The sequence below is a fragment of the Streptomyces formicae genome, from assembly GCF_002556545.1.
Taxonomy (GTDB): domain Bacteria; phylum Actinomycetota; class Actinomycetes; order Streptomycetales; family Streptomycetaceae; genus Streptomyces; species Streptomyces formicae_A.
Map to the genome: position 1 here is coordinate 4084635 of NZ_CP022685.1, position 24137 is coordinate 4108771.

Sequence of the window (24137 nt, forward strand, 5' to 3'; positions counted from 1 at the left end):
CCGACTTCACCACCGCCAACAACGCCACCGGCAACCACTCCGAACGCGGCAACATCAACGCCACCACACGCTCAGGACCAGCACCCCGCTCCACCAACAACCGCGCCAAACGATTCGCCCGCGCATTCACCTCCGCATAACTCAGCTCCACCCCCTCAAACACCACAGCGGTCATCTGCGGCGTGCGTGCCGCCTGCGCCTCAAACCCCTCCGGCAACGACACCCACGGAACCTCAACACCCGTCGCATTACGGCCCACCAACAGCTCACGCCGCTCTACCGCCGACAACACCTCCAACTCACCCACCCGCCGGTCCGCATCAGCCACCACCCCAGCCAACACACGACCAAACCGCTCCACCAACCCCACAACCGTCCCCCGATCAAACAAATCAACGGAGAACTCCAGGACTCCTGCCAGGCCGGCGGGCTCGCCGTCGGCATCACGCAGCTCGGTGACGTTCAGAATCAGGTCGAACTTGGACGACCGCGTCTCCGTCACCTCTCCGGTGAGCGTGAGCTGCGGAAGGCGGAGTTCGGCCTGTTCGTTGTTCTGGAAGGCGAGCATCACCTGGAACAGCGGGTGCCGCGACATCGACCGCTCGGGGTTCAGCACCTCCACCAAGTGCTCGAACGGCACATCCTGATGCGCATACGCGGCCAGGTCCGTCTCACGGACCCGCTCCACCAGTTCACGGAACGTCGGATCACCCGACAGATCGGTGCGGAGCACCAGCGTGTTCACGAAGAAGCCGACCAGATCGTCCAGCGCCTCATCCGTACGACCCGCAATCGGCGTACCGATCGGAATGTCCGTGCCCGCACCCATCCGCGACAACAACGCCGCGAACGCCGCCCGTACCACCATGAACACACTCGCACCCGACTGACGCGCGAGGGCGACAAGGCCCGCGTGGACCTCCGCGTCGACGGTCACGGGGACGGTGCCACCACGGTACGAGGCGACCACCGGGCGCGGACGGTCCGTCGGCAGCTCCAACTGGTCCGGCAAGGCGGCCAGTTGCCGCTTCCAGAACGCGAGCTGGCGGCTGATCAGGCTCTCGGGGTCGGACTCGTCGCCGAGCACATCCTGCTGCCACAGCGCATAGTCCGCGTACTGCACCGGCAACGGCTCCCAACTCGGCGCCCGGCCCGTGATGCGCGCCTCGTACGCCAGCGCGACGTCACGCGCCAGCGGTGCCATCGACCAGCCGTCGCCCGTGATGTGGTGCAGCACGACGACCAGGACGTGCGTGGTGCCGTCCAGCTCGAACAGGGCAGCCCTCAGGGGGACTTCGACGGTCAGGTCGAACCCGCGCCGCGCGGTCCGGGCGACCGCGTCCGGGACCTCCTCCTCACGGATCTCCCGCACCGGCATCTCCACCATGGAGTCTGCCGCGGCGAGGACACGCTGGACGGGCACGCCGTCTTCGCCCTCGGGGAAGACCGTGCGCAGCGACTCGTGGCGTACGACCACGTCGCACAGGGCCGCGCGCAGGGCCTCCCGGTCGAGCGGCCCGGTGAGCCGCAGCGCGATGGGCATGTTGTACGTGGGGGATTCCGGGCCCTCGAAGCGGTTGAGGAACCACAGCCTGCGCTGCGCGAACGACAAGGGGATCTCCGCAGGGCGGTGCGCTGGAGCCAGCGCCGCGCGGGCGCCCTGCGCGTCCGTCATGCGGGCGTTCAGCTGGGCGACGGTCGGTGCCTCGAACATCGCCCGGGGCGGCACCTCTATGCCGAACACCGCACGGATGCGGCTGATCACACGGGTGGCGTGCAGGGAGTGGCCGCCCAGCTCGAAGAAACTGTCGTCGATGCCCACGCGCTCGACGCCGAGCACCTCGGCGAAGATCGCGCAGAGCACTTCCTCGCGAGCGTCACGCGGGCCGCGCACGCGCCGCGCCTCGACGTACTCGGGGGCGGGCAGGGCACGCCGGTCGACCTTGCGGTGCGCGGTCAGCGGCAGCTCGGCCAGGGGGACCACCGCGGCCGGGACCATGAACTCCGGCAGCAGCTCACCGACGTACTGACGCACCTGACCCGTGTCCACGGAAGCACCGGGCGTCGACGGCACGACATAGGCGACCAAGCGCTTGTCGCCCGGACGGTCCTCGCGAGCCACGACGACCACCTGCGCCACATCCGGGTGGGACAAGAGCACCGCCTCGATCTCGCCCAGCTCGATGCGGAAACCGCGGACCTTGACCTGCTCGTCGGCGCGCCCCACATACTCCAGCTGACGATCCCGGCGGCGACGCACCACATCCCCGGTCCGATACATCCGCTCCCCCGCACCCGCGAACGGGTCCGGCACGAAGCGCTCCGCCGTCAGAGCCGGGCGGTTGAGATAGCCGCGCGCCAACTGCGCACCTGCCAAATACAGTTCGCCCGCCACCCCGGCCGGCACCGGACGCAACGACGCATCCAACACATACGCCCGGGTGTTCCACACCGGCCGCCCGATCGGCGTCACCCCCGCCATCTCCGGCGACAACGGCTCACTCGACGTCGAGGCCACCGTCGCCTCGGTCGGACCATAAATGTTGACCATCCGGCGACCACGCGACCACGTGCGGGCCACCTCCGCCGAACACGCCTCACCAGCCACCACCAGCGTCATACCCTCCGGCAGACCCCCCGCCTCCGCCAGCACCGGCAACGTCGCCGGCGGCAACGTCGCATGCGACACCCCGCACTCCGCCATCAGCTCGGAGAGTTGAGAACCAGGCGTCAACCGCTCCGCCGACCCCAACACCAGTGCCGCACCGGCCAGCCACGCCGGCCACATGTCCGCCACCGCCGCATCAAAACTCGGCGAAGCAAACTGCAACAGCCGACTCCCACCATCGATCCCCAGACGGGCGATGTGATCCCTCGCCAGATTCACCACACCCGCATGACCGACCACCACACCCTTCGGCCGCCCCGACGAACCCGACGTATAGATCACATACGCCGGGTGATCGGGCCGCAGCGGGACACACCTGTCCCCATCCACCAGATCCGCACCCGAGGCGGCAGACACCGCATCCGCGATTTCCTCAAGAAACAGCGTTTCCACGCCACTTGGCACGACGTCCCGGACGGCCTGCGAGGTCAGCGCGACCACAGGGCGCGCATCGTCCAGCATGTACGCGATGCGCTCCGCCGGGTACTTCGGGTCCACCGGAACATACGCCGCACCCGCCTTCAACACCGCCAGCATCGCCACCAACAACTCCGGCGAACGCGGCAGCACCAAAGCCACCAAGTCCTCGGGTCCCACACCCCGACCCACCAGAACCCGGGCCAGTCGGTTCGCCCGCGCATTCAGCTCCGCGTAGGTGAGCTGAACATCCTCGAACAGGACGGCCGTCGCCTCGGGCGTCCGCGCCACCTGCGCCTCGAACGCCACCGGCAACGACACCCACGGAACCTCGACCCGCTCACCCTGCCAACCCGACAGCAGATCCTCACACTCCTGGGCAGACAGAACCTCCAACTCCCCGACCAGGCGATCGGGATCCGCCACTACAGCAGCCAGCAGCCGGCCGAACCGCTCGACGATCTCCTCGACCGTCACCCGGTCGAACAGATCAGTCGCGAACTCGAAGGCGCCGACGAGCCCCGCCGGACAGCCGTCGTGCCCGTGCTGTTCGTGCACACCCAGTTGGAGGTCGAACTTCGCGGCACCGTCCCCTGTCGACTCGCTCGTGAAGGTCAGTCCGGGGAGCTGGAACTGGGCCTGTTCGTTGTTCTGGAAGGTCAGCATCACCTGGAACAGCGGGTGGCGCGACAGCGACCGCTCGGGGTTGAGGGCCTCCACCAGGTGCTCGAACGGCACATCCTGATGGGCGTACGCCGCCAGGTCCGTCTCGCGGACCCGCTCGACCAGCTGACGGAAGGTGGGGGCACCGGACAGGTCGGTGCGCAGTACCAGGGTGTTGATGAAGAAGCCGACGAGGTCGTCGAGCGCCTCGTCCGTACGGCCCGCGATCGGCGAGCCGATCGGGATGTCCGTCCCGGCCCCGAGCCGCGAGAGCAGCGTGGCGAACGCCGCCCGTACCACCATGAACACGCTCGCGCCCGACTCGCGCGCGAGGTCGACCAGGCCCTGGTGAACCTCCGTGCCCACCTCGAAGACAAGCCGGTCACCACGGTGTGACGCCACCGCCGGGCGAGGCCGGTCGACGGGGAGTTCCAACTGCTCGGGAAGGTCGGTGAGTTGTGCCGTCCAGTATGCGAGCTGACGGCTGATCGGGCTTTTGGGGTCGTTCTCGTCGCCGAGCAGTTCCCGCTGCCAGATCGCGTAGTCCGCGTACTGCACCGGCAGCGGCTCCCACTCCGGGGCCCGGCCTTCGGCCCGTGCCTCGTACGCCGCCGCCACGTCCCGCCCCAGCGGCGCCATCGACCAGCCGTCGCCCGCGACGTGGTGCAGCACCACCACCAGGACGTGCTGGTCCTCCTTCAGCGCGAAAAGCCGGGCCCGGAAGGGGATCTCGGTGCTCAGGTCGAAGCCCTGGTTCGCCACGGCCGCGACGGCCGCAGGGACCTCCGCTTCGGCGACCTCCGCGACGGGCAGCGGCAGGCTGACCTCTTCGGGAGCGAGGACCTTCTGGTAGGGGGTGCCTTCGGCACCCTCCAGAAGCAGCGTCCGCAGGCTTTCGTGCCGCTCCACCACGTCCTGGAGCGCGAGTCCGAGCACTTCCCTGTTCAGTTCGCCGACGAGGCGCAGCGCGATGGGCACGTTGTACGTGGCCGCCGCAGGACCTTGAATCCGGCTGAGGAGCCAGAGCCCGCGCTGGGCGGGTGACAGGGGGATCTCCGCGGGGCGCGGCCGAGGCGTCAGCGCCGTGCGGGCGGCCGCGGCGTCCTCGACGCGGCGCGCCAGCTGCTCGACGGTGGGGCCTTCGAAGAGGGCGCGGAGGGGCAGTTCCACGTTCAGGACGGTGCGGATGCGGCTGATCACTCGGGTGGCCAGCAGGGAGTGGCCGCCGAGCTCGAAGAAGCCGTCGTCGATACCGACGCGCTCCGCGCCGAGCACCTCGGCGAAGATCGCGCACAGGGCTCGTTCACGTTCCGTGCGCGGAGCGCGGAAGGCCACGACCGCCGCATAGTCGGGGGCGGGCAGGGCACGCCGGTCGACCTTGCGGTGCGCGGTCAGCGGCAGCTCGGCGAGGGTGACGACCGCGGCCGGGACCATGAACTCCGGCAGCAGCTCACCGACGTACTGACGCACCTGACCCGTGTCCACGGAATCACCGGGCGTCGACGGCACGACATAGGCGACCAAGCGCTTGTCGCCGGGCCGGTCCTCGCGGACCATCGCCGTGGCCTGCGCCACATCCGGGTGCGACAGAAGCGCCGCCTCTATCTCACCCAGCTCGATACGGAAGCCGCGGACCTTGACCTGCTCGTCCGCACGCCCGACATACTCCAGCTGACCGTCCCGGCGGCGACGCACCACATCCCCGGTCCGGTACATCCGCTCCCCCGGGGCTCCGAAGGGGTCGGCGACGAAGCGCTCGGCTGTCAGGGCGGGGCGGTTGAGGTAGCCCCGCGCCAACTGGGCCCCCGCCAGGTAGAGCTCGCCGGGGGTGCCCACCGTCACCGGACGCAACCGCTCATCAAGGACATGGGCCCGGGTGTTCCACACCGGCCGCCCGATCGGCGGCACCCCTGCCATCTCCGGCGACAGCGGCTCACTCGACGTCGAGGCGACCGTCGCCTCGGTCGGACCATAAATGTTGACCATCCGGCGGGCACGCGACCAGGTGCGGGCCACCTCCGCCGAACACGCCTCACCGGCCACCACCAGCGTCATACCCTCCGGCAGACCCCCCGCCTCGGCCAGCACCGGCAACGTCGCCGGCGGCAACGTCGCATGCGACACCCCGCACTCCGCCATCAGCTCGGAGAGTTGAGAACCAGGCGTCAACCGCTCCGCCGACCCCAACACCAGCGCCGCACCGGCCAGCCACGCCGGCCACATGTCCGCCACCGCCGCATCAAAACTCGGCGAAGCAAACTGCAACAGCCGACTCCCACCATCGATCCCCAGACGCGCGATGTGATCCCTCGCCAGATTCACCACACCCGCATGACCGACCACCACACCCTTCGGCCGCCCCGACGAACCCGACGTATAGATCACATACGCCGGGTGATCGGGCCGCAGCGGGACACACCTGTCCCCATCCACCAGATCCGTGCCCGGCTCACCCGCTGCAAGATTCGCGACGTCCTCAAGGGGCTGTGCGTGCAGCCCCTTCGGTACGACGTGGTGAACCGCCTTGCTCGTCAGCACGACCGCGGGCCGGGCGTCGTCGAGCATGTACGCGATGCGCTCCGCCGGATACTTCGGATCCACCGGCACATACGCCGCACCCGCCTTCAGCACCGCCAACATCGCCACCAACAACCCCGGCGAACGCGGCAACACCAACCCAACCCGCGCCTCCGGACCCACACCCTGCCGGACCAGATACCGGGCCAGACGATTCGCCCGCGCATTCAACTCCGCATAGGTCAGCCGAACATCCTCGAACAGCACCGCCGTCGCCTCAGGCGTCCGCGCCACCTGCCCCTCGAACGCCACCGGCAACGACACGCAAGGGACGTCCACCTTGGAGCCCTGCCAACCGACCAGCAGATCCTCGCGCTCCTGAGCAGACAGAACCTCCAGCTCGCCGACCGGCCGGTCGGGGTCGGCCACCGCAGCGGACAGCAGCCGCCCGAACCGCTCCGCGATCTCCTCGACCGTCACCCGGTCGAACAGATCCGTCGCGAACTCGAAACCACCCTCCAAACCAGCCGGCACACCCTCACCGTCGAACCGCTCCGAAAGCCCCAACGACAGATCGAACTTCGCCGCATCACTGTCGTTCGACTCGACGCTCAGTGCGACGCCGGGCAGCTGCAGTTCGGGCCTGCTCTGGTTCTGGAACGCCAGTGCCACCTGGAAGAGCGGGTGGCGCGACATGGACCGGGTCGGGTTGATCACCTCGACCAAGTGCTCGAACGGGACGTCCTGGTTGCTGAAGGCACCGAGGTCCACTTCACGCACTCGGTCGACCAGTTGACGGAACGTCGGATCGCCGGATATGTCCGTCCGCAGTACGAGCGTGTTGATGAAGAAGCCGACGAGGTCGTCCAGCGCCTCGTCCGTGCGCCCGGCCACCGGCGTGCCGATCGGGATGTCCGCGCCCGCGCCGAGCCGCGACAGCAACGTGGCGAACGCCGCCTGCACCACCATGAACACACTGGCGCCCGACTCCCCCGCCAGGGCGGCGAGACCGCGGTGCACGGCGGCATCCACCGTGAACTCGACGTTGTCGCCCCGGTACGTGGCGACGGCGGGCCGGATGCGGTCCACGGGCAGCTCCAGCTGCTCCGGCAGACCGTCCAAGACGCCCTTCCAGTACGTGACTTGACGGCTCACCAGGCTTTCGGGGTCGCTCTCGTCGCCGAGGAGCTCCCGCTGCCACAGCGCGTAGTCGGCGTACTGCACCGGCAGCGGCTCCCACACCGGGGCGCCACCGCCGACCCGTGCCTCGTACGCCTGCGCCACGTCCCGCGCCAGCGGCGCCATCGACCAGCCGTCACCGGCGATGTGGTGCAGCACCACCACCAGCACGTGCACGTCCTCGCTGAGCACGAACAGGCGTGCCCTCATGGGGGCGTCGACCGTGACGTCGAAGCCTTGGCTCCGGAAGGCCCAGGCGGCGGCGTCGAGCTCACCCTCGCCCGTCGACACCGACTTCATGCCGGCCCACGCCTGGTCGGTGTCGAGGATGCGCTGGTACGGAGTGCCGTCGGGGCCCTCGGGGAAGACCGTGCGCAGGCTCTCGTGGCGCTCCACCACGTCCCGCAGCGCCGCGGCGAGCGCGTCCCGGTCCAGGGTGCCGGTCAGGCGCAGCGTGATGGGCAGGTTGTACGTGGCGGCCGCGGTGCCCTCCAGGCGGTTGAGGAACCAGAGCCGACGCTGGGAAAAGGACAGAGGGATCATCAGTTCTCCTTGGGGCGCGGCATGCGCCGCAGTGCGGGCCGCTGCGACTTCTGCGCGGTTCCCAGCTGTTCGGTCAACGTGGCTGCGTTCGGTGCTTCGAAGAGGGCGCGCAGGGGCAGCTCGACGCCGAGGCGGGTGCGGATGCGGCTGATCAGGCGGGTGGCGAGCAGGGAGTGCCCGCCCAGGTCGAAGAAGCTGTCGTCGATACCGACCCGCTCCACTCCCAGTACCTCGGCGAAGATCTCGCACAGGGCTCGTTCGCGTTCCGAGCGCGGGGCGCGGAAGGCCGAAGCCGCGGCGTAGTCGGGGGCGGGCAGGGCACGCCGGTCCAGCTTTCCGTTCGCCGTCAACGGCAGCGCGTCCAGGACCACGACCGCGGCCGGGACCATGAACTCCGGCAGACGCTCGCCCACGTACCGGCGCAGCTCCCTGTTCACCAGCTCCGGGTCGCGGGCCTGCTCGGTGGAGTCGGTGCTCGACGGGATGACGTACGCGACGAGCCTCTTGTCGCCGGGCTGGTCCTCACGGGCCACCACCGCGACCTGCGCGACATCAGGGTGGGTGGCGATGGCCGCCTCGACCTCACCGAGCTCCACACGGAAACCACGGATCTTGACCTGGAAGTCCGCCCGGCCCAGGAACTCCACCGTGCCATCCGCACACCACCGCGCCAGATCCCCCGAGCGATACATCCGCTCACCCGGCCCCGCGAACGGATCCGGCACAAACCGCTCCGCCGTCAGGCCGGGACGGTTGAGATAGCCCCGCGCCAACTGCGCACCCGCCAAATACAGCTCACCGGCCACACCGACCGGGACCGGCCGCAGCGAGGCATCCAGGACATAGACGCGGCTGTTGGCCACCGGACGCCCGATCGACGGCAACACCGGCCAGCCCGCCGGATCCCCCTCCAGCGACAGCGCCGTCACCACATGCGTCTCGGTCGGCCCGTAGTAGTTGTGCAACCGCCGCCCCGGCACCGCACCGAAGAACTCCCGCACCGCACCATGCACACTCAAGGCCTCGCCCGCCTGGGCGATGTCCCTCAACTCGGGCAATTCCAGCCCCAGTTCGGCCGCCGCCTCCGCGACCGCCTCAACCATCGGCATCGGGGCGAACAACTCCCCCACCCCCCGCCCGGCAAACCAGCGCACCAGCTCCGCGGCACCCCGCCGCGTCTCATCCCGCGGCACCACCAACGTCTTGCCCGACCACAACGCCGAGAACATCTCATGCGCCGCCGCATCAAAACCCAACGCCGCGAACTGACCCGTCCGCCGACCCACACCACCCGACAGCACCTGAGCGTGCCAGGCCAACAGATTCACCATCGCCCCGGCGGGGAACACCACACCCTTCGGCCGGCCCGTCGACCCCGAGGTGTACATCACGTACACAGGGTGATCGGGCAGCAGGACGCAGCCCCGCTCCACCACCGACAGATCACCATCCGCATACCCGGCTAGCGCCTCGCCCGTGACCTCCACGCCACGACCGGACAGCTCCTCGGGCAACCGGCCCAGCGTCTGCTCCGAGCCCAGCACACACACCGGATCGGCATCCTGGAACATGTACGCGATCCGATCCGCCGGATACTCCGGATCCACCGGAACATACGCCGCACCCGACTTCACCACCGCCAACAACGCCACCGGCAACCACTCCGAACGCGGCAACATCAACGCCACCACACGCTCAGGACCAGCACCCCGCTCCACCAACAACCGCGCCAAACGATTCGCCCGCGCATTCACCTCCGCATAACTCAGCTCCACCCCCTCAAACACCACAGCGGTCATCTGCGGCGTGCGTGCCGCCTGCGCCTCAAACCCCTCCGGCAACGACACCCACGGAACCTCAACACCCGTCGCATTACGGCCCACCAGCAGCTCACGCCGCTCTACCGCCGACAACACCTCCAACTCACCCACACGCCGGTCCGCATCAGCCACCACCCCCGCCAACACACGACCAAACCGCTCCACCAACCCCACAACCGTCCCCCGATCAAACAAATCAACGGAGAACTCCAGGAGGCAGTCCATGCCTCCGGCGTTGGCTTCCCTTTCGGTGATCCGCAGGAGCAGGTCGAACTTGGACGACGCGGTTTCCGCCAGCTCTCCGGTGAGCGTGAGCTGCGGAAGGCGGAGTTCGGCCTGTTCGTTGTTCTGGAAGGCGAGCATCACCTGGAACAGCGGGTGCCGCGACATCGACCGCTCGGGGTTCAGCACCTCCACCAAGTGCTCGAACGGCACATCCTGATGCGCATACGCCGCCAGATCCGTCTCACGCACCCGCTCCACCAGCTCACGGAACGTCGGATCACCCGACAGATCGGTACGGAGCACCAGCGTGTTCACGAAGAACCCGACCAGATCGTCCAACGCCTCATCCGTACGACCCGCGACCGGCGTACCGATCGGAACGTCCGTACCCGCACCCATCCGCGACAACAACGCCGCGAACGCCGCCCGCACCACCATGAACACACTCGCACCCGACGTACGGGCGAGTTCGGCCAGGCCCGCGTGGACCTCCGCGTCCACCTCGAAGGCCACTTGCTCGCCGCGGAAGGACGCCACCGCCGGGCGCGGACGATCCGTCGGCAGCTCCAACTGGTCGGGCAAGGCGGCCAGTTGCTGCTTCCAGTAGGCGAGCTGGCGGCTCAGCAGGCTTTCGGGGTCGGCTTCGTCGCCGAGGAGGTCCCGCTGCCACAGCGCGTAGTCTGCGTACTGCACCGGCAGCGGCTCCCACACCGGGGCGCCACCACTGACCCGTGCCTCGTACGCCTGCGCCACGTCCCGCGCCAGCGGGACCATCGACCAGCCGTCACCGGCGATGTGGTGCAGCACCACCACCAGCACGTGCACGTCCTCGACCAGCGCGAAGAGCCTGGCGCGCAGCGGCATGTCGACCGTCAGGTCGAAGCCGCGCTCGGCCTGCTCGACCACCAGGTCCGGGAGTTCCTCCTCCGTCGCCGGGGTCACGTCGAGGGCCGGCCAGGTTCCCTCTCCGTCGGCGGTCTCGTGGACCTCCCTGATCTCCTGGAACGGCACGCCGTCCGCGCCCTCGGGGAAGACGGTGCGCAGCGACTCGTGCCGGACGACGATGTCCCGCAGCGCGGACCGCAGCGCCACCCGGTCCAGGGTTCCGGTGAGCCGCAGGGCGACAGGCATGTTGTACGTGGCGGCCGTGGCGCCTTCGAAGCGGTTGAGGAACCACATCCTGCGCTGGGCGAAGGACAGCGGCACCTCGGCCGGGCGGTCCATCGGCGCCAGCGGCGCACGCGCGTCGCCGGCCTGTGCCAGCCACTCCGCGAGCCGGGCCACCGTCGGTGCCTCGAACAGGGCGCGCAGGGGCAGTTCGACGCCGAGCACCGTGCGGGCGCGGCTCACCAGGCGGGTGGCGAGCAGCGAGTGCCCGCCCAGGTCGAAGAAGTTGTCGTCGATGCCGATCGTGGTGACGCCGAGGATCTCGGCGAAGACCGCGCACAGGACTTCCTCGCGCCCGTCCCGGGGGGCCCGGCTCGTTCCGCCCTGGGAGCCCGGGGAGCCTTGGGAGCCGTTGAGTTCGGGGGCGGGCAGGGCCCGCGTGTCGAGCTTTCCGTGCGCGGTCAGCGGGAGTTCGGCGAGGGTCACGATCGCGGCCGGGACCATGTGCTGCGGGAGCCGTCCGCTGAGGGACTTCAGGATCGTGTCCGTCTCCAGTGTCGCACCGGCCGCCGGGACGACGTAGGCGACGAGGCGCTTGTCTCCGGGCTGGTCCTCGCGCAGGAGGACCGTGGCGCGGTCGATGCCCGGGTCTTCCGTGAGCGAGGCTTCGATCTCGCCGGGTTCGATGCGGAAGCCGCGCAACTGGATCTGGGCGTCGGCGCGCCCCACATAGTCGAGGGTGCCGTCCGCCCGCCACTTCACGAGGTCGCCCGTGCGGTACATCCGCTCGCCGCCGGCCCCGAACGGGCAGGCCACGAACCGCTCCGCCGTCACGCCGGCCCGCCCCGCGTACCCGCGGGCCACCTGCACGCCCGCCACGTGGAGTTCGCCGACCACGCCCACCGGCACCGGGCGCAGGCCGCCGTCCAGGACGTACACGCGGTTCTCGCCCCGCGGGCGGCCGACGGACACTCCGCCCGAAGGCAGCGCCTCGCCCGGCTCCACCCGGTGTTCGGTGACGTTCACGGTCGTCTCGGTAGGCCCGTAGGCGTTGACGACGACCGCCCTCGGGTGGCGTCGCCGCCACTCCGCGACATCGGCGCCCGCCAGGGCCTCGCCGCCAAGGACCAGTTCACCGGTCGGCGAGACCTGTTCCGGCAGGGTCAGCAGCAGAGGGACGTGGCTCGGTGTCGCCTTCATGAACGACGGGGAGTGCCGTTCCCGTTCGGCACCCGGGGTCTCGGGCATCCGCAGGAGGTCGACCACGCGGGCGCGGCCACCCGACACCAGGGGAAGCAGCACGGATGCCATCGTCATGTCGAAGGTGACCGGCGACTGCCAGGCCACCACATCCGACGCTTCCGGGTGGGCTGCCTGAGCCCACGTCAAGTACCTGGCCAGCGACCGGTGTTCGACGACCACGCCCTTCGGGAGCCCCGTCGAGCCGGAGGTGTACACGACGTATGCCGCGTGCTCCGGCAGCGGTGCGGCACCGGCGGTGCCCGTACCGACCGCCTTGTCATCCACCCTCTCGTCCGCCCGGCCGTCCACGAGGACCCGCGGCAGGTCGCCCGGCAAGGCCGCCGTGGTCCGTGCGGTCGTCACGGCGCACACGGGCCGCATGTCCCGGCACATCAGAGCCACCCGTTCCGCCGGGTACTCCTCGTCGACGGGCAGGAAGACGGCTCCCGCCTTCCACACGGCCACCATCGCCACCACGAACTCCACCGAGCGGGGCAGGGCCACCGCCACCGCGCGCTCGGCAGCGGCACCCTGCGCCGCCAGGAGCCGCGCCAAGTCCGCGGCCCACGCGTTCAGTTCCGCGTACGACAGCGTGGTGTCGCCGCACTCCACGGCCACCGCGTCAGGCGTCCGCCCCACCTGCTCCGCGAACAGGTCGAGCGCCGTGGTGCCGGCCGACGGTCCACCGTCCGCTCCCGGCGCCCACTCGTCCAGGACGAGACGCCGCTCCCGCGGCGACAGCAGCTCCGCCGCGACCACCGGGCGCTCCGGATCCGCGACGAACTCCCGCAGCAGGCGCTCGAACCGGCGCGCCATGCCCTCGGCGGTGCTCCGGTCGAACAGATCGGCCGCGTAGGTGAGTTCACCGGTGATGCCGTCGGGCTTCCGGTCCGCGTCGAAGGCCTCGTCGAGGTTGACGGACAGGTCGAACTTGACCGCTGCCAGCTCCGCCGGCTCGCCGGTGAGGGCGAGGCCGGGGAGTTCGAGGCGGGGCGGGCTCGTGTTCTGGAAGGCCAGCATCACCTGGAACAGCGGGTGCCGCGACATGGAACGTGCGGGGTTCAGTACGTCCACGAGGTGCTCGAACGGCACGTCCTGGTGCGCGAAGGCCCGCAGGTCCGATTCCCTGACCCGCTCGACCAGTTCACGGAAGGTGGGGGTGCCGGACAGGTCGGTGCGCAGCACCAGCGTATTGACGAAGAACCCGACCAGGTCGTCCAGCGCCTCGTCCGTGCGGCCCGCCACCGGTGAGCCGATCGGGATGTCCGTCCCTGCGCCGAGCCGGGAGAGGAGCGCCGCGAGCGCCGCCCGCACCACCATGAACACGCTGGCGCCCGTCTCGCGCGCCAGGTCGGTGAGGTCCTGGTGGAGCCGTGCATCGAGGTGGATCCCCACGTGTCCGCCCCGGTGGGTGGACACGGCAGGGCGGGGCCGGTCGGTGGGGATCTCCAACTGTTCGGGCAGGCCTGCCAGTTGGCGGCTCCAGTAGGCGACCTGCCGTCCGAGCAGGCTTTCCGCGTCGGATCCTTCGCCGAGCAGCTCCCGCTGCCACAGAGCGTAGTCCGCGTACTGCACCGGCAGCGGCTCCCACTCGGGAGCGTGACCGTCGGCCCGCGCCTCGTACGCAGCCGCCACGTCCCGCGCCAGCGGTGCCATCGACCAGCCGTCGCCCGCGATGTGGTGCAGCACCACGAACAGTACGTGCGTGTTGTCGTTCAGCGTGAACAGCACGGCCCGCAACGGGAGTTCGCAGGTCACATCGAATCCGCGGGCCGTCTCCCGGGCCAGGGCGGCGGACAGGGCGGCCTCGGTGACGCGGGTCAGCGGCAGCTCCACGCGGGCGGCGGCGGTGTCGATGATCCGCTGCCGGGGGGTGCCGTCGGGGCCCTCGGGGAAGACCGTGCGCAGGCTCTCGTGCCGGGCGACCACGTCCCCCAGGGCTGCGGCGAGCGCATCGCGGTCCAGGGCGCCCGTCAGGCGGAGCGCGATGGGCATGTTGTACGTGGCGGCCGTCGCGCCTTCGAGGCGGTTGAGGAACCACAGGCGCCGCTGGGCGAAGGACAGGGGCACATCGGCCGGGCGGTCCATCGGCGCCAGCACCGCGCGTGCGCCGTCGGCGTCGGCGACGCGCTGGGCCAGCTGGGCCACGCTCGGCGCCTCGAACAGGGCGCGCAGCGGCAGCTCCACGCCGAGCACCGTACGGACGCGGCTCACCAGGCGGGTGGCGAGCAGCGAGTGGCCGCCCAGGTTGAAGAAGCTGTCCTCGGGGCCGACCCGTTCCAGGTCGAGCACCTCGGCGAACAGCCCGCACAGCACTTCCTCGTGCGCGGTGCGCGGCGCCCTGCCGCGGGCCGGGGCGGAGAAGTCGGGCACGGGCAGTGCCTTGCGGTCGAGCTTGCCGTTCACCGTCACGGGCAGCGCGGCCAGGACGACGACGGCGGCGGGCACCATGAACTCCGGCAGGCGGGCGCCCACGAACTGCCGCAGCTCTCCCGGCTCGACGGTGGAGCCGGCTGCCGGCACGACGTAGGCGACGAGGCGGGTGTCGCGGCCGTCACCGGAGAGGACCGTGACCACGGCCTGTCCGACGGCCGGGTGTGCGGCGACAGCCGATTCGACCTCGCCAAGCTCCACACGGAATCCGCGGATCTTCACCTGGAAGTCGGTACGGCCGAGGAACTCGATGTTCCCGTCGGACCGCCACCGCACCAGGTCCCCGGTGCGGTACATGCGCTGCCCCGCGGGGCCGTACGGGTTCGCCACGAACCGGTCCGCGGTGAGGTCGGGCCTGCCCACGTAGCCGCGGGCCAACTGCACTCCCGATACGTAGAGTTCGCCGGGCACACCGGCCGGGACGGGGCGCAGCCGGTCGTCCAGGACGTAGGCGCGGGTGTTCCACACGGGGGCGCCGATCGGCACGCTCGGGGCGCCGGGCTCGTGGCGGACCACCCATCGGGTGACGTCGATGGACGCCTCCGTGGGCCCGTACAGATTGAAGAGCCCCGAGTCCAGGGTGTCGCGGAACTTCTCGGCGAGCTCCAGGGATGTGGCCTCGCCACCGAGGATCACCGTGTGCAGCGTCGTACACGTGGAGGCGGTCGGCTCCGCGAGGAACACGGCGAGCATCGACGGCACGAACTGCAGCGTCGTGACCCGCTGGGCGCGGATGACCTCGACGAGATAGGCGGGGTCCCGGTGCCCGCCCGGGTCGGCGACCACGAGGGTCGCTCCGACCTGAAGCGCCCAGAAGAACTCCCATACGGAGACGTCGAAGCCGGTCGGTGTCTTCTGCAGGATGCGGTCTCCGGCTCCCTGCGGGTGCTTGGCCTGCATCCACGCGAGCCGGTTGACGATGGCGTCGTGCGGGATCAGCACGCCCTTGGGTCGGCCGGTGGACCCGGAGGTGTAGATCACATACGCGGGATGGGACAGGCTCAGCGGCGCGGTCCTGTCGGCGTCACCCAGGCAGGTGTCCGGGTAGCGGGCGAGCGACGCCTCGAAGCCAGGAGCGTCGAGGACGACGGCGGGCAGCGTGCCCGGAAGCAGGTCCACGGTGTCGGCCGAGGTGAGGACGCACACCGGTCGGGCGTCGTCGAGCATGTACGCGATCCGGTCGGCCGGGTACTCGGGGTCGACCGGAAGGTAGGCGGCCCCTGCCTTCACGGTGGCGTACACCGCCACGACCTGGTCAATGGAGCGGGGCAGGGCGAGTGCGACGAGCCGCTCAGGACCCGCGCCCCGCTCGACGAGCAGCCGCGCGATCCGGTTGGCGCGGGCGTCGAGTTCCGCGTAGGTGAGTTCCACGCCCCCGTGGACCACGGCCGTCGCGTGCGGGGTGCGTGCCACCTGCTCCTCGAACAGGACCGGCAGAGGGGCCTGGCGCACCGGGGTGTCGGTGGCGTTCCACTCCTCGACGATCCGCCGCCGCTCCTCCGGGGAGAGCACGTCGAGGGCCGTGACGGGCCGGTCCGGGTCGCGGACCACGCCGCGCAGGACGCGCTCGAAGCGGGCCACCAGTTCCTCGGCCGTGCTCCGGTCGTACAGGTCGGTGGCGAATTCCAGGACGCCGGCGAGGCCCCCTTCGGCACCGGTGTCCGTGTGCAGCTCGTCGAGGTAGACGCACAGGTCGAAGCGGGCGGCCGGAGCGGCCCCCGATTCGGCGGCGACGGTGAGGCCGGGGAGCCGCAGCCGCGGCTGCTCGACGTTCTGGAAGGCCAGCATCACCTGGAACAGCGGGTGCGACGCCATCGACCGGGCCGGGTTGAGGACCTCCACGAGGTGCTCGAAGGGGACGTCCTGGTGTGCGTGTGCCGCCAGGTCCGTCTCGCGGACCCGCTCGACCAGCTCACGGAAGGTGGGGTCGCCGGACAGATCGGTGCGCAGCACCAGGGTGTTCACGAAGAACCCGACGAGGTCGTCGAGCGCCTCATCGGTACGCCCGGCCATCGGTGAGCCGATCGGGATGTCCGTCCCCGCGCCCATCCGCGAGAGCAGCGCCGCGAACGCCGCCCGCACCACCATGAACACGCTGGCGCCCGACGCACGGGCCAGCTCGGCGAGGCCCTTGTGCAGCTCCGCGTCCAGCGCGAAGGTCAGGCTGTCACCACGGTAGGAGGCTACGGCGGGGCGCTGGCGGTCCGTCGGGAGCGCCAACTGCTCCGGCAGGTCGGCCAGTTGTGCGGTCCAGTAGGCGAGTTGGCGGCTCAGAAGGCTGTCGGGGTCGTTCTCGTCACCGAGCAGCTCCCGCTGCCAGATCGCGTAGTCCGCGTACTGCACCGCCGGCGGCTGCCACTTCGGGGCGCGACCGTCGACGCGTGCCTCGTACGCCTGCGCCACGTCCCGCGCCAGCGGCGCCATCGACCAGCCGTCACCAGCGATGTGGTGCAGCACCACCACCAGGACGTGCGTGGTGTCGTCGAGCGTGAAGAGCCAGGCACGTACGGGCAGTTCGTCGGTCAGCGCGAACCCGCAGCTCGCGGCCTCGGCCACGCGCGCTGGCAGTTCTTCCGGAGTTGTCCGGACTGCGCCCAGTGCCACGGTGGCCTGGTCGGTGTCGAGGATGCGCTGGTAGGGGGTGCCGTCGGGGCCTTCGGGGAAGACCGTGCGCAGGCTCTCGTGCCGGGCGACGACATCCCCCAGGGCTGCGGCGAGCGCGTCCTGGTCCAAGGTGCCGGTCAGCCGCAGCGTGATGGGCAGGTTGTACGTCGAAGTGGCCGACCCCTCGAAGCGGTTGAGGAACCAGAGGCGCCGCTGGGCGAACGACAGCGGCACCTCGGCGGGGCGATCGGCGGGGGCCAGCGCCGCACGCGCGGCCGTGCCGTCGGCCGCGATCCGCTCACCGAGCTGGACGACACTGGGCCCCTCGAACAGAGCGCGCAGGGGCAGCTCGACGCCGAGGCGGGTGCGGATGCGGCTGATCAGACGGGTGGCGAGCAGGGAGTGCCCGCCCAGGTCGAAGAAGCTGTCGTCGATACCGACCCGCTCCACTCCCAGTACCTCGGCGAAGATCTCGCAGAGCGCGTGCTCGCGCTCGGTGCGGGGCGCACGGAAAGCCGAGGCTGCGGCGTAGTCGGGGGCGGGCAGGGCACGCCGGTCCAGCTTTCCGTTCGCCGTCAACGGCAGCGCCTCCAGGACCACGACCGCGGCCGGGACCATGAACTCCGGCAGACGACCGCTCAGGTAGCTCCGTATCTCGGTTCCGTCTGCCTCTTCGCCATCGCGAGGCACTACGTACGCGACGAGCCTCTTGTCGCCGGGCTGGTCCTCACGGGCCACCACCGCGACCTGCGCGACATCAGGGTGGGTCGCGATAGCCGCCTCGACCTCACCGAGCTCCACACGGAAACCACGGATCTTGACCTGGAAGTCGGCCCGGCCCAGGAACTCCACCGTGCCATCCGCACACCAACGCGCCAGATCCCCCGAGCGATACATCCGCTCACCCGGACCCGCGAACGGATCCGGCACAAACCGCTCCGCCGTCAGCCCGGGACGGTTGAGATAGCCCCGCGCCAACTGCGCACCCGCCAGGTAGAGCTCACCGGCCACACCGACCGGGACCGGGCGCAGCGCTCCGTCCAGGACATAGACGCGGCTGTTGGCCACCGGACGCCCGATCGACGGCAGCACCGGCCACGCCGAGGGGTCTCCTGTCAGGGACAGTGCCGTCACCACATGTGTCTCAGTCGGCCCGTAGTAATTGTGCAACCGCCGCCCCGGCACCGCACCGAAGAACTCCCGCACCGCACCATGCACACTCAAGGCCTCGCCCGCCTGGGCGATGTCCCTCAACTCGGGCAATTCCAGCCCCAGTTCGGCCGCCGCCTCCGCGACCGCCTCAACCATCGGCATCGGGGCGAACAACTCCCCCACCCCCCGCCCGGCAAACCAGCGCACCAGCTCCGCGGCACCCCGCCGCGTCTCATCCCGCGGCACCACCAACGTCTTGCCCGACCACAACGCCGAGAACATCTCATGCGCCGCCGCATCAAAACCCAACGCCGCGAACTGACCCGTCCGCCGACCCACACCACCCGACAGCACCTGAGCGTGCCAGGCCAACAGATTCACCATCGCCCCGGCGGGGAACACCACACCCTTCGGCCGGCCCGTCGACCCCGACGTATACATCACGTACACAGGGTGATCGGGCAGCAGGACGCAGCCCCGCTCCACCACCGACAGATCACCATCCGCATACCCGGCTAGCGCCTCGCCCGTGACCTCCACGCCACGACCGGACAGCTCCTCGGGCAACCGGCCCAGCGTCTGCTCCGAGCCCAGCACACACACCGGATCGGCGTCCTGGAACATGTACGCGATCCGATCCGCCGGATACTCCGGATCCACCGGCACATACGCCGCACCCGACTTCACCACCGCCAACAACGCCACCGGCAACCACTCCGAACGCGGCAACATCAACGCCACCACACGCTCAGGCCCAGCACCCCGCTCCACCAACAACCGCGCCAAACGATTCGCCCGCGCATTCACCTCCGCATAACTCAGCTCCACACCCTCAAACACCACAGCGGTCGCCTCAGGCGACCGCGCCACCTGCGCCTCAAACCCCTCCGGCAACGACACCCACGGAACCTCAACACCCGTCGCATTACGGCCCACCAACAGCTCACGCCGCTCCGCGGACGACAGCACCTCCAACTCGCCGACCCGCCGGTCGGCATCAGCCACCACCCCCGCCAACACACGACCAAACCGCTCCATGAGGTTCTCGGCGGTCGCGCGGTCGAACAGGTCGACGGCGAACTCCAGAACTCCCGTCAGCCCGGCGGGCTCACCCGCACCGTCGTGCTCCTCGGTGATGTTGAGGAGCAGGTCGAACTTGGCTGTCTGGGTACCGAGTTGGTCGATGTCCGTCGTTAGGCCGGGGAGTTCGAAGTGGGGCGCGGCGTTGTTCTGGAAGGCGAGCATCACCTGGAACAGCGGGTGGGATGCCATCGAGCGGGCCGGATTGAGGGACTCCACCAGGTGCTCGAAGGGCACATCCTGATGCGCGTACGCCGCCAGATCCGTCTCACGCACCCGCTCCACCAGCTCACGGAACGTCGGATCACCAGACAGGTCGGTGCGCAGCACGAGGGTGTTCACGAAGAAGCCGACCAGATCGTCCAACGCCTCATCCGTACGACCCGCAATCGGCGTACCGATTGGAATGTCCGTGCCCGCACCCATCCGCGACAACAACGCCACGAACGCCGCCTGCATCACCATGAAGAGGCTGGCGTCGTTCTCCTGCGCCAGGGCGGCCAGGGCCTTGTGCGTCTCGGGGCGGATCTCGACCGGCACGCTCTCGCCCCGGTGGGAGGCCACCGCCGGGCGGGGCCGGTCCGTGGGGAGGTCGAGGTTTTCCGGAATGCCTTCCAATGCCGTTGCCCAGTAGGACAGTTGGCGCGAGATCTGGCTGTGCGGGTCGCTCTCGCCGCCGAGGGTGCGGTGCTGCCACAGGGTGTAGTCCGCGTACTGCACCGGCAAGGGCTTCCAGTCCGGTGACTCACCCGCGACGCGCACCTCGTACGCCGCGACCAGGTCCCGCGCCAGCGGGACCATCGACCAGCCGTCACCGGCAATGTGGTGCAGCACCAGAAGCAGGACGTGCTCTGTCGCAGCGAGGGTGAACAAGCAGGACCGCAACGGGAGTTCGTTGGCGAGGTCGAAGTTCTCCTCGGCGGTCTGGGCCAGCACCTCCGCCAACTCGTCGGCGCTCGCAGAGGCAGTGGCCAGGAGGTCGGCGGGTATCTCGTCGGCGTCCAGGATCTTCTGGTGGGGTGTGCCGTCCGGCCCTTCTGGGAAGACGGTGCGAAGGCTCTCGTGCCGGGCGACGACATCCCGCAGGGCCGCCGACAGCGCATCCCGGTCCAGGGCGCCGGTGAGCCGCACGGCGAACGGCATGTTGTACGCGGTCGACGCCGGCCCTTCGAGGCGGTTGAGGAACCACAGCCTGCGCTGCGCGAAGGAGAGCGGGAGCCGTTCGGGGCGCTCAGCCGGTACCAGGCCGACACGGGTGGCCTGTTCGGCCTCGTCGATGCGCCGCGCAAGGCGGGCCACGGTGGGGGCCTCGAACAGCACGCGGATCGGCAATTCCACGCCGAGTTCCGTACGGACCCGGCTCAGCAGCCGGATCGACGTCAGGGACTGGCCACCGAGGTCGAAGAAACTGTCGTCGATGCCAGGCGTGTCGACACCGAGGACCTCTGCGAACGCGCGGCAGAGCGCCTCCTCGCGCGGGGTGCGCGCGGTGCGCCGTGCCGGCGCGGATGCCGAGGTCGGCAGGGGCAGCGCCGAGCGGTCCAGGGTGTGTCCGGCGGTGACGGGGAACGTGCCGATCACGATGACGGCCGTCGGCGCCTGCGCCTCGGAAAGCCGTTCGGCCGCGTGGCGCCGGATCGCCTCCGGATCGGCTGCGGCTCCGGCCGCCGGCACAACGTATGCGGTCGTTGTGGTGGTCCCATCCGCGCCTGCACGGACGACGGCCACTGCCTGGGCGACGTGGGGGTGCGTGGCCACGACGGCCTCGACGGCACCGAGATCCGTGGCACCGGCGACAAGTTCGAGGGTGCCGTCCGCGCGCCACCGTGCGAGGTCACCGGTGCGGTACATCCGCTCCCCCGGTGCACCGTACGGGTCGGCGACGAGGCGCTCGGCGGTCGCCCCGGGGCGACCCGCGTAGCCACGCGCCAACTGCACTCCCGCCACGTACAGTTCCCCGGTCGCGCCGACGGGCGCCGGGCGGAGCGAGGCGTCGAGGACGTACGCCCGGGTGTTGCCCACGGGCCTGCCGATCGAGGGGCCGCCGGGCTCCGCCGCCGTCTCGCCGTCCCCTGCCGTGGCGTGCACGGCCCCTTCCGTCGGCAGGTACGCCGTGCACAGGGCCGCACCGCTCAGCGCGTCACGGAACCGAGCGGCGAGGTGGGCCGACAGGGGCTCGCCGTCGCAGACCACGGTGTGCAGGGAAGCGTATGACGCCGCGCCCCGCTCGTCGCCCGGCTCGTCGATGTGGGCGAGGAGGGACGCGAGCACCGTCGGAGTGGTGCGCAGTGCCGAGATCCGCCGGGTGGTGATGTCCGAGGCGAGGTCGGCGGCAAGTTCGGCGGCGGCAAGGCCCGCTCCGCGCGGGGCCGCATCGCGCACGGCCGCTTCGTCGGCGGGCACGACGAGTGCCGCCCCGTCGCCCAGCGCCCAGTGGCACTCCCACAGCGACGCGGTTCCGAGCAGGACGCGGTCGCCGGGGCTCTGCGGGTGGCGATCTCGCATCCAGGAGGCCTGGTTCGCGAGGGCCGCGTACGTGGTGATCAGGCCCGTCAGGTGGCTCACGTGCGCGGGGTGGGACGGCAGCAGCGGCGCCGTGCGGTCCTCGTCGGTGATGTCGGCGTCCGATCTGTCGGCCAGGGCCTCCTCAGTGCCGGGCTCCCCCAGGCCGACACGGGGCAGGGCCCGCACCACCGCGCTGTGCGCGGGGGCCGGGGTGAGCACGCACACGGGGTGCACCCCCGCCAGGTCGCCAAAGTCCGCGTCGGCGTCCGGTTCCAGGAGCAGGCACGCCGCGCCCGCCTTCGCCACCGCGAGCACGGCCACGGGCCACTCGGCGGACCGGACCCCTGTCACGGCGACGGTACGCTCCGGACCCGCGCCGTGCTCGATGAGGAGCCGGGCGACCCGGTTGGCGCGGGCGTTCAGTTCCGCGTACGAGAGGACGCGCTCCTCCGCGATCACCGCGGGGGCGTGCGGGGTACGCCGCGCCTGCTCCTCGATCCGCTCCGGCAGCGCCACGTACGGCTCCTGGGCGGCCGTGGTGTTCCATGCGCCGAGGAGCAGCTGTCGTTCCTGGGCCGGCAGCACGTCCAGGTCGCCGACGGCGCGGCCAGGATCGGCAAGGGCCGCAGCCAGGGTGTGCTCGAACCGGTCTAGGTGCCAGGTGAGTTCGTCGTCGGTGTAGAGGGTCTCGTTGCCGTCGAGGTGGATGACGAGCTGTTCGCCGCGTGCCGTCCCGTAGACGTCGAAGGCCAGGTCGTCGAGGGGCCCGTTGCCGAGGTTGAGCACCTTGCCGTGGTGCTCGCCAAAGGTGAGGCCGTCCTCCAGGCCCATGATGTTGACCATCGGGCCGAAGGAGCCGGAGGCGTCGGGGGACGGGGCGAAGTGCCGCTGGAGGTCTTCCTGGCGGAACCGCTGGTGGCTCAGCGCCTCCTTGACGGCCTGGGTGGTGCGCCCGACGATCTGCCTGAAGTCGTCGTCCGCGGACACGGTGAGCCGCAGCGGCACGACGTTCGCCGTCATGCCGGGGGTGCGCCGGGCGGTGAGGGTGACGCGTGCGGTGACGGGGAAGCCGATCGTGACACGGGCGGCGCCTGTCATGCGGTGCGCGTAGAGCGCGACGGCGGCCGTGAGGACCACGGACCAGTGGGTGCGGGCGGCGCGGGCTGCGGCGACGAGGTCGTCGTTGAGCGCGGTGGCAAGGCGGGTGGTGGCGCGCAGCGACGAGCCGCGCGAGGTGGCGGTGCGCCGCGAGAGGCTGAACCGCTCGGGGCGGTCGGCGAGTTGGGCCTCCCAGTACGCCCGGTCATCGGCGAGCTCCGGTGACGAGCGGTACTCCTCGTCCTCCGCGAGGAGATCACCGAGGGTCCCGAAGGTCGACTCGCCGCACGGGCGGCCTTCCGCGAGCGCGGTGTAGTTCTCCGCGACGCGGCGGGTGAACAGGTTGGCGCCGTAGCCGTCGATGACGGCGTGGTGGGCACGCGTATACCAGAGGTGGCGGTCGTGCGACAAGCGGAACAGGGATATGTCGTACAGCCGTTCCGCGAGGAGGTCGACGGGGCGGGCGCGGTCCTCGCGCATCCAGCGCAGGGCGGTCCCGGCCGGGTCGGGCTCCGCGGAGACGTCATGGAGCGTCAGGGCGTCGTGCGGGACGGGCACGGGCGTCTGCCACACGCCGTCGGTGTCCTCCGTGAACCGGACGCGCAGGGCCTCGGCCTCGTTCAGGGCCGTGGTGACGGCGGCCCTGAAGAGGTCCGCGTCGACCGCACCGCGGATGTCGATGCATTGCGCGAGGCTGAAGTCGAGGTCGGTGAGCCCTTGCTGGTGGGCGAACCAGACACCGTGCTGCGCAGCGGACAACGGTCGACGAGCGGCTTGAGCGTCAGACACCTGCTACCTGCCCCATGAGTTGTGAACGACGGAAAGGGGAACGGGAGGAACGGAAGGCGGGGAAGAACGGGAGGCGAAGAATCCGGAGGCTGGAA

The 24137-nt window shown here is 70.4% G+C and carries 2 protein-coding genes (1 of these 2 only partly in view); both read right to left on the reverse strand.

The features are described 5' to 3' along the window. Nucleotides 1-7987, reverse strand: partial view of a non-ribosomal peptide synthetase gene (locus KY5_RS17400; RefSeq protein WP_234362760.1) — the beginning only. It extends 15170 nt beyond the left edge of the window; the window shows 7987 of its 23157 coding nt (coding positions 1-7987); the start codon lies at nt 7985-7987; its stop codon lies off the left edge, out of view. Beyond that, entirely contained in the window at nt 7987-24012 is a 16026-nt protein-coding gene (locus KY5_RS42530; protein ID WP_159072540.1) for a non-ribosomal peptide synthetase, read from the reverse strand. Before KY5_RS42530 ends, KY5_RS17400 begins: the two co-directional genes overlap by 1 nt. Between the last annotated feature and the right edge of the window lie 125 nt (nt 24013-24137).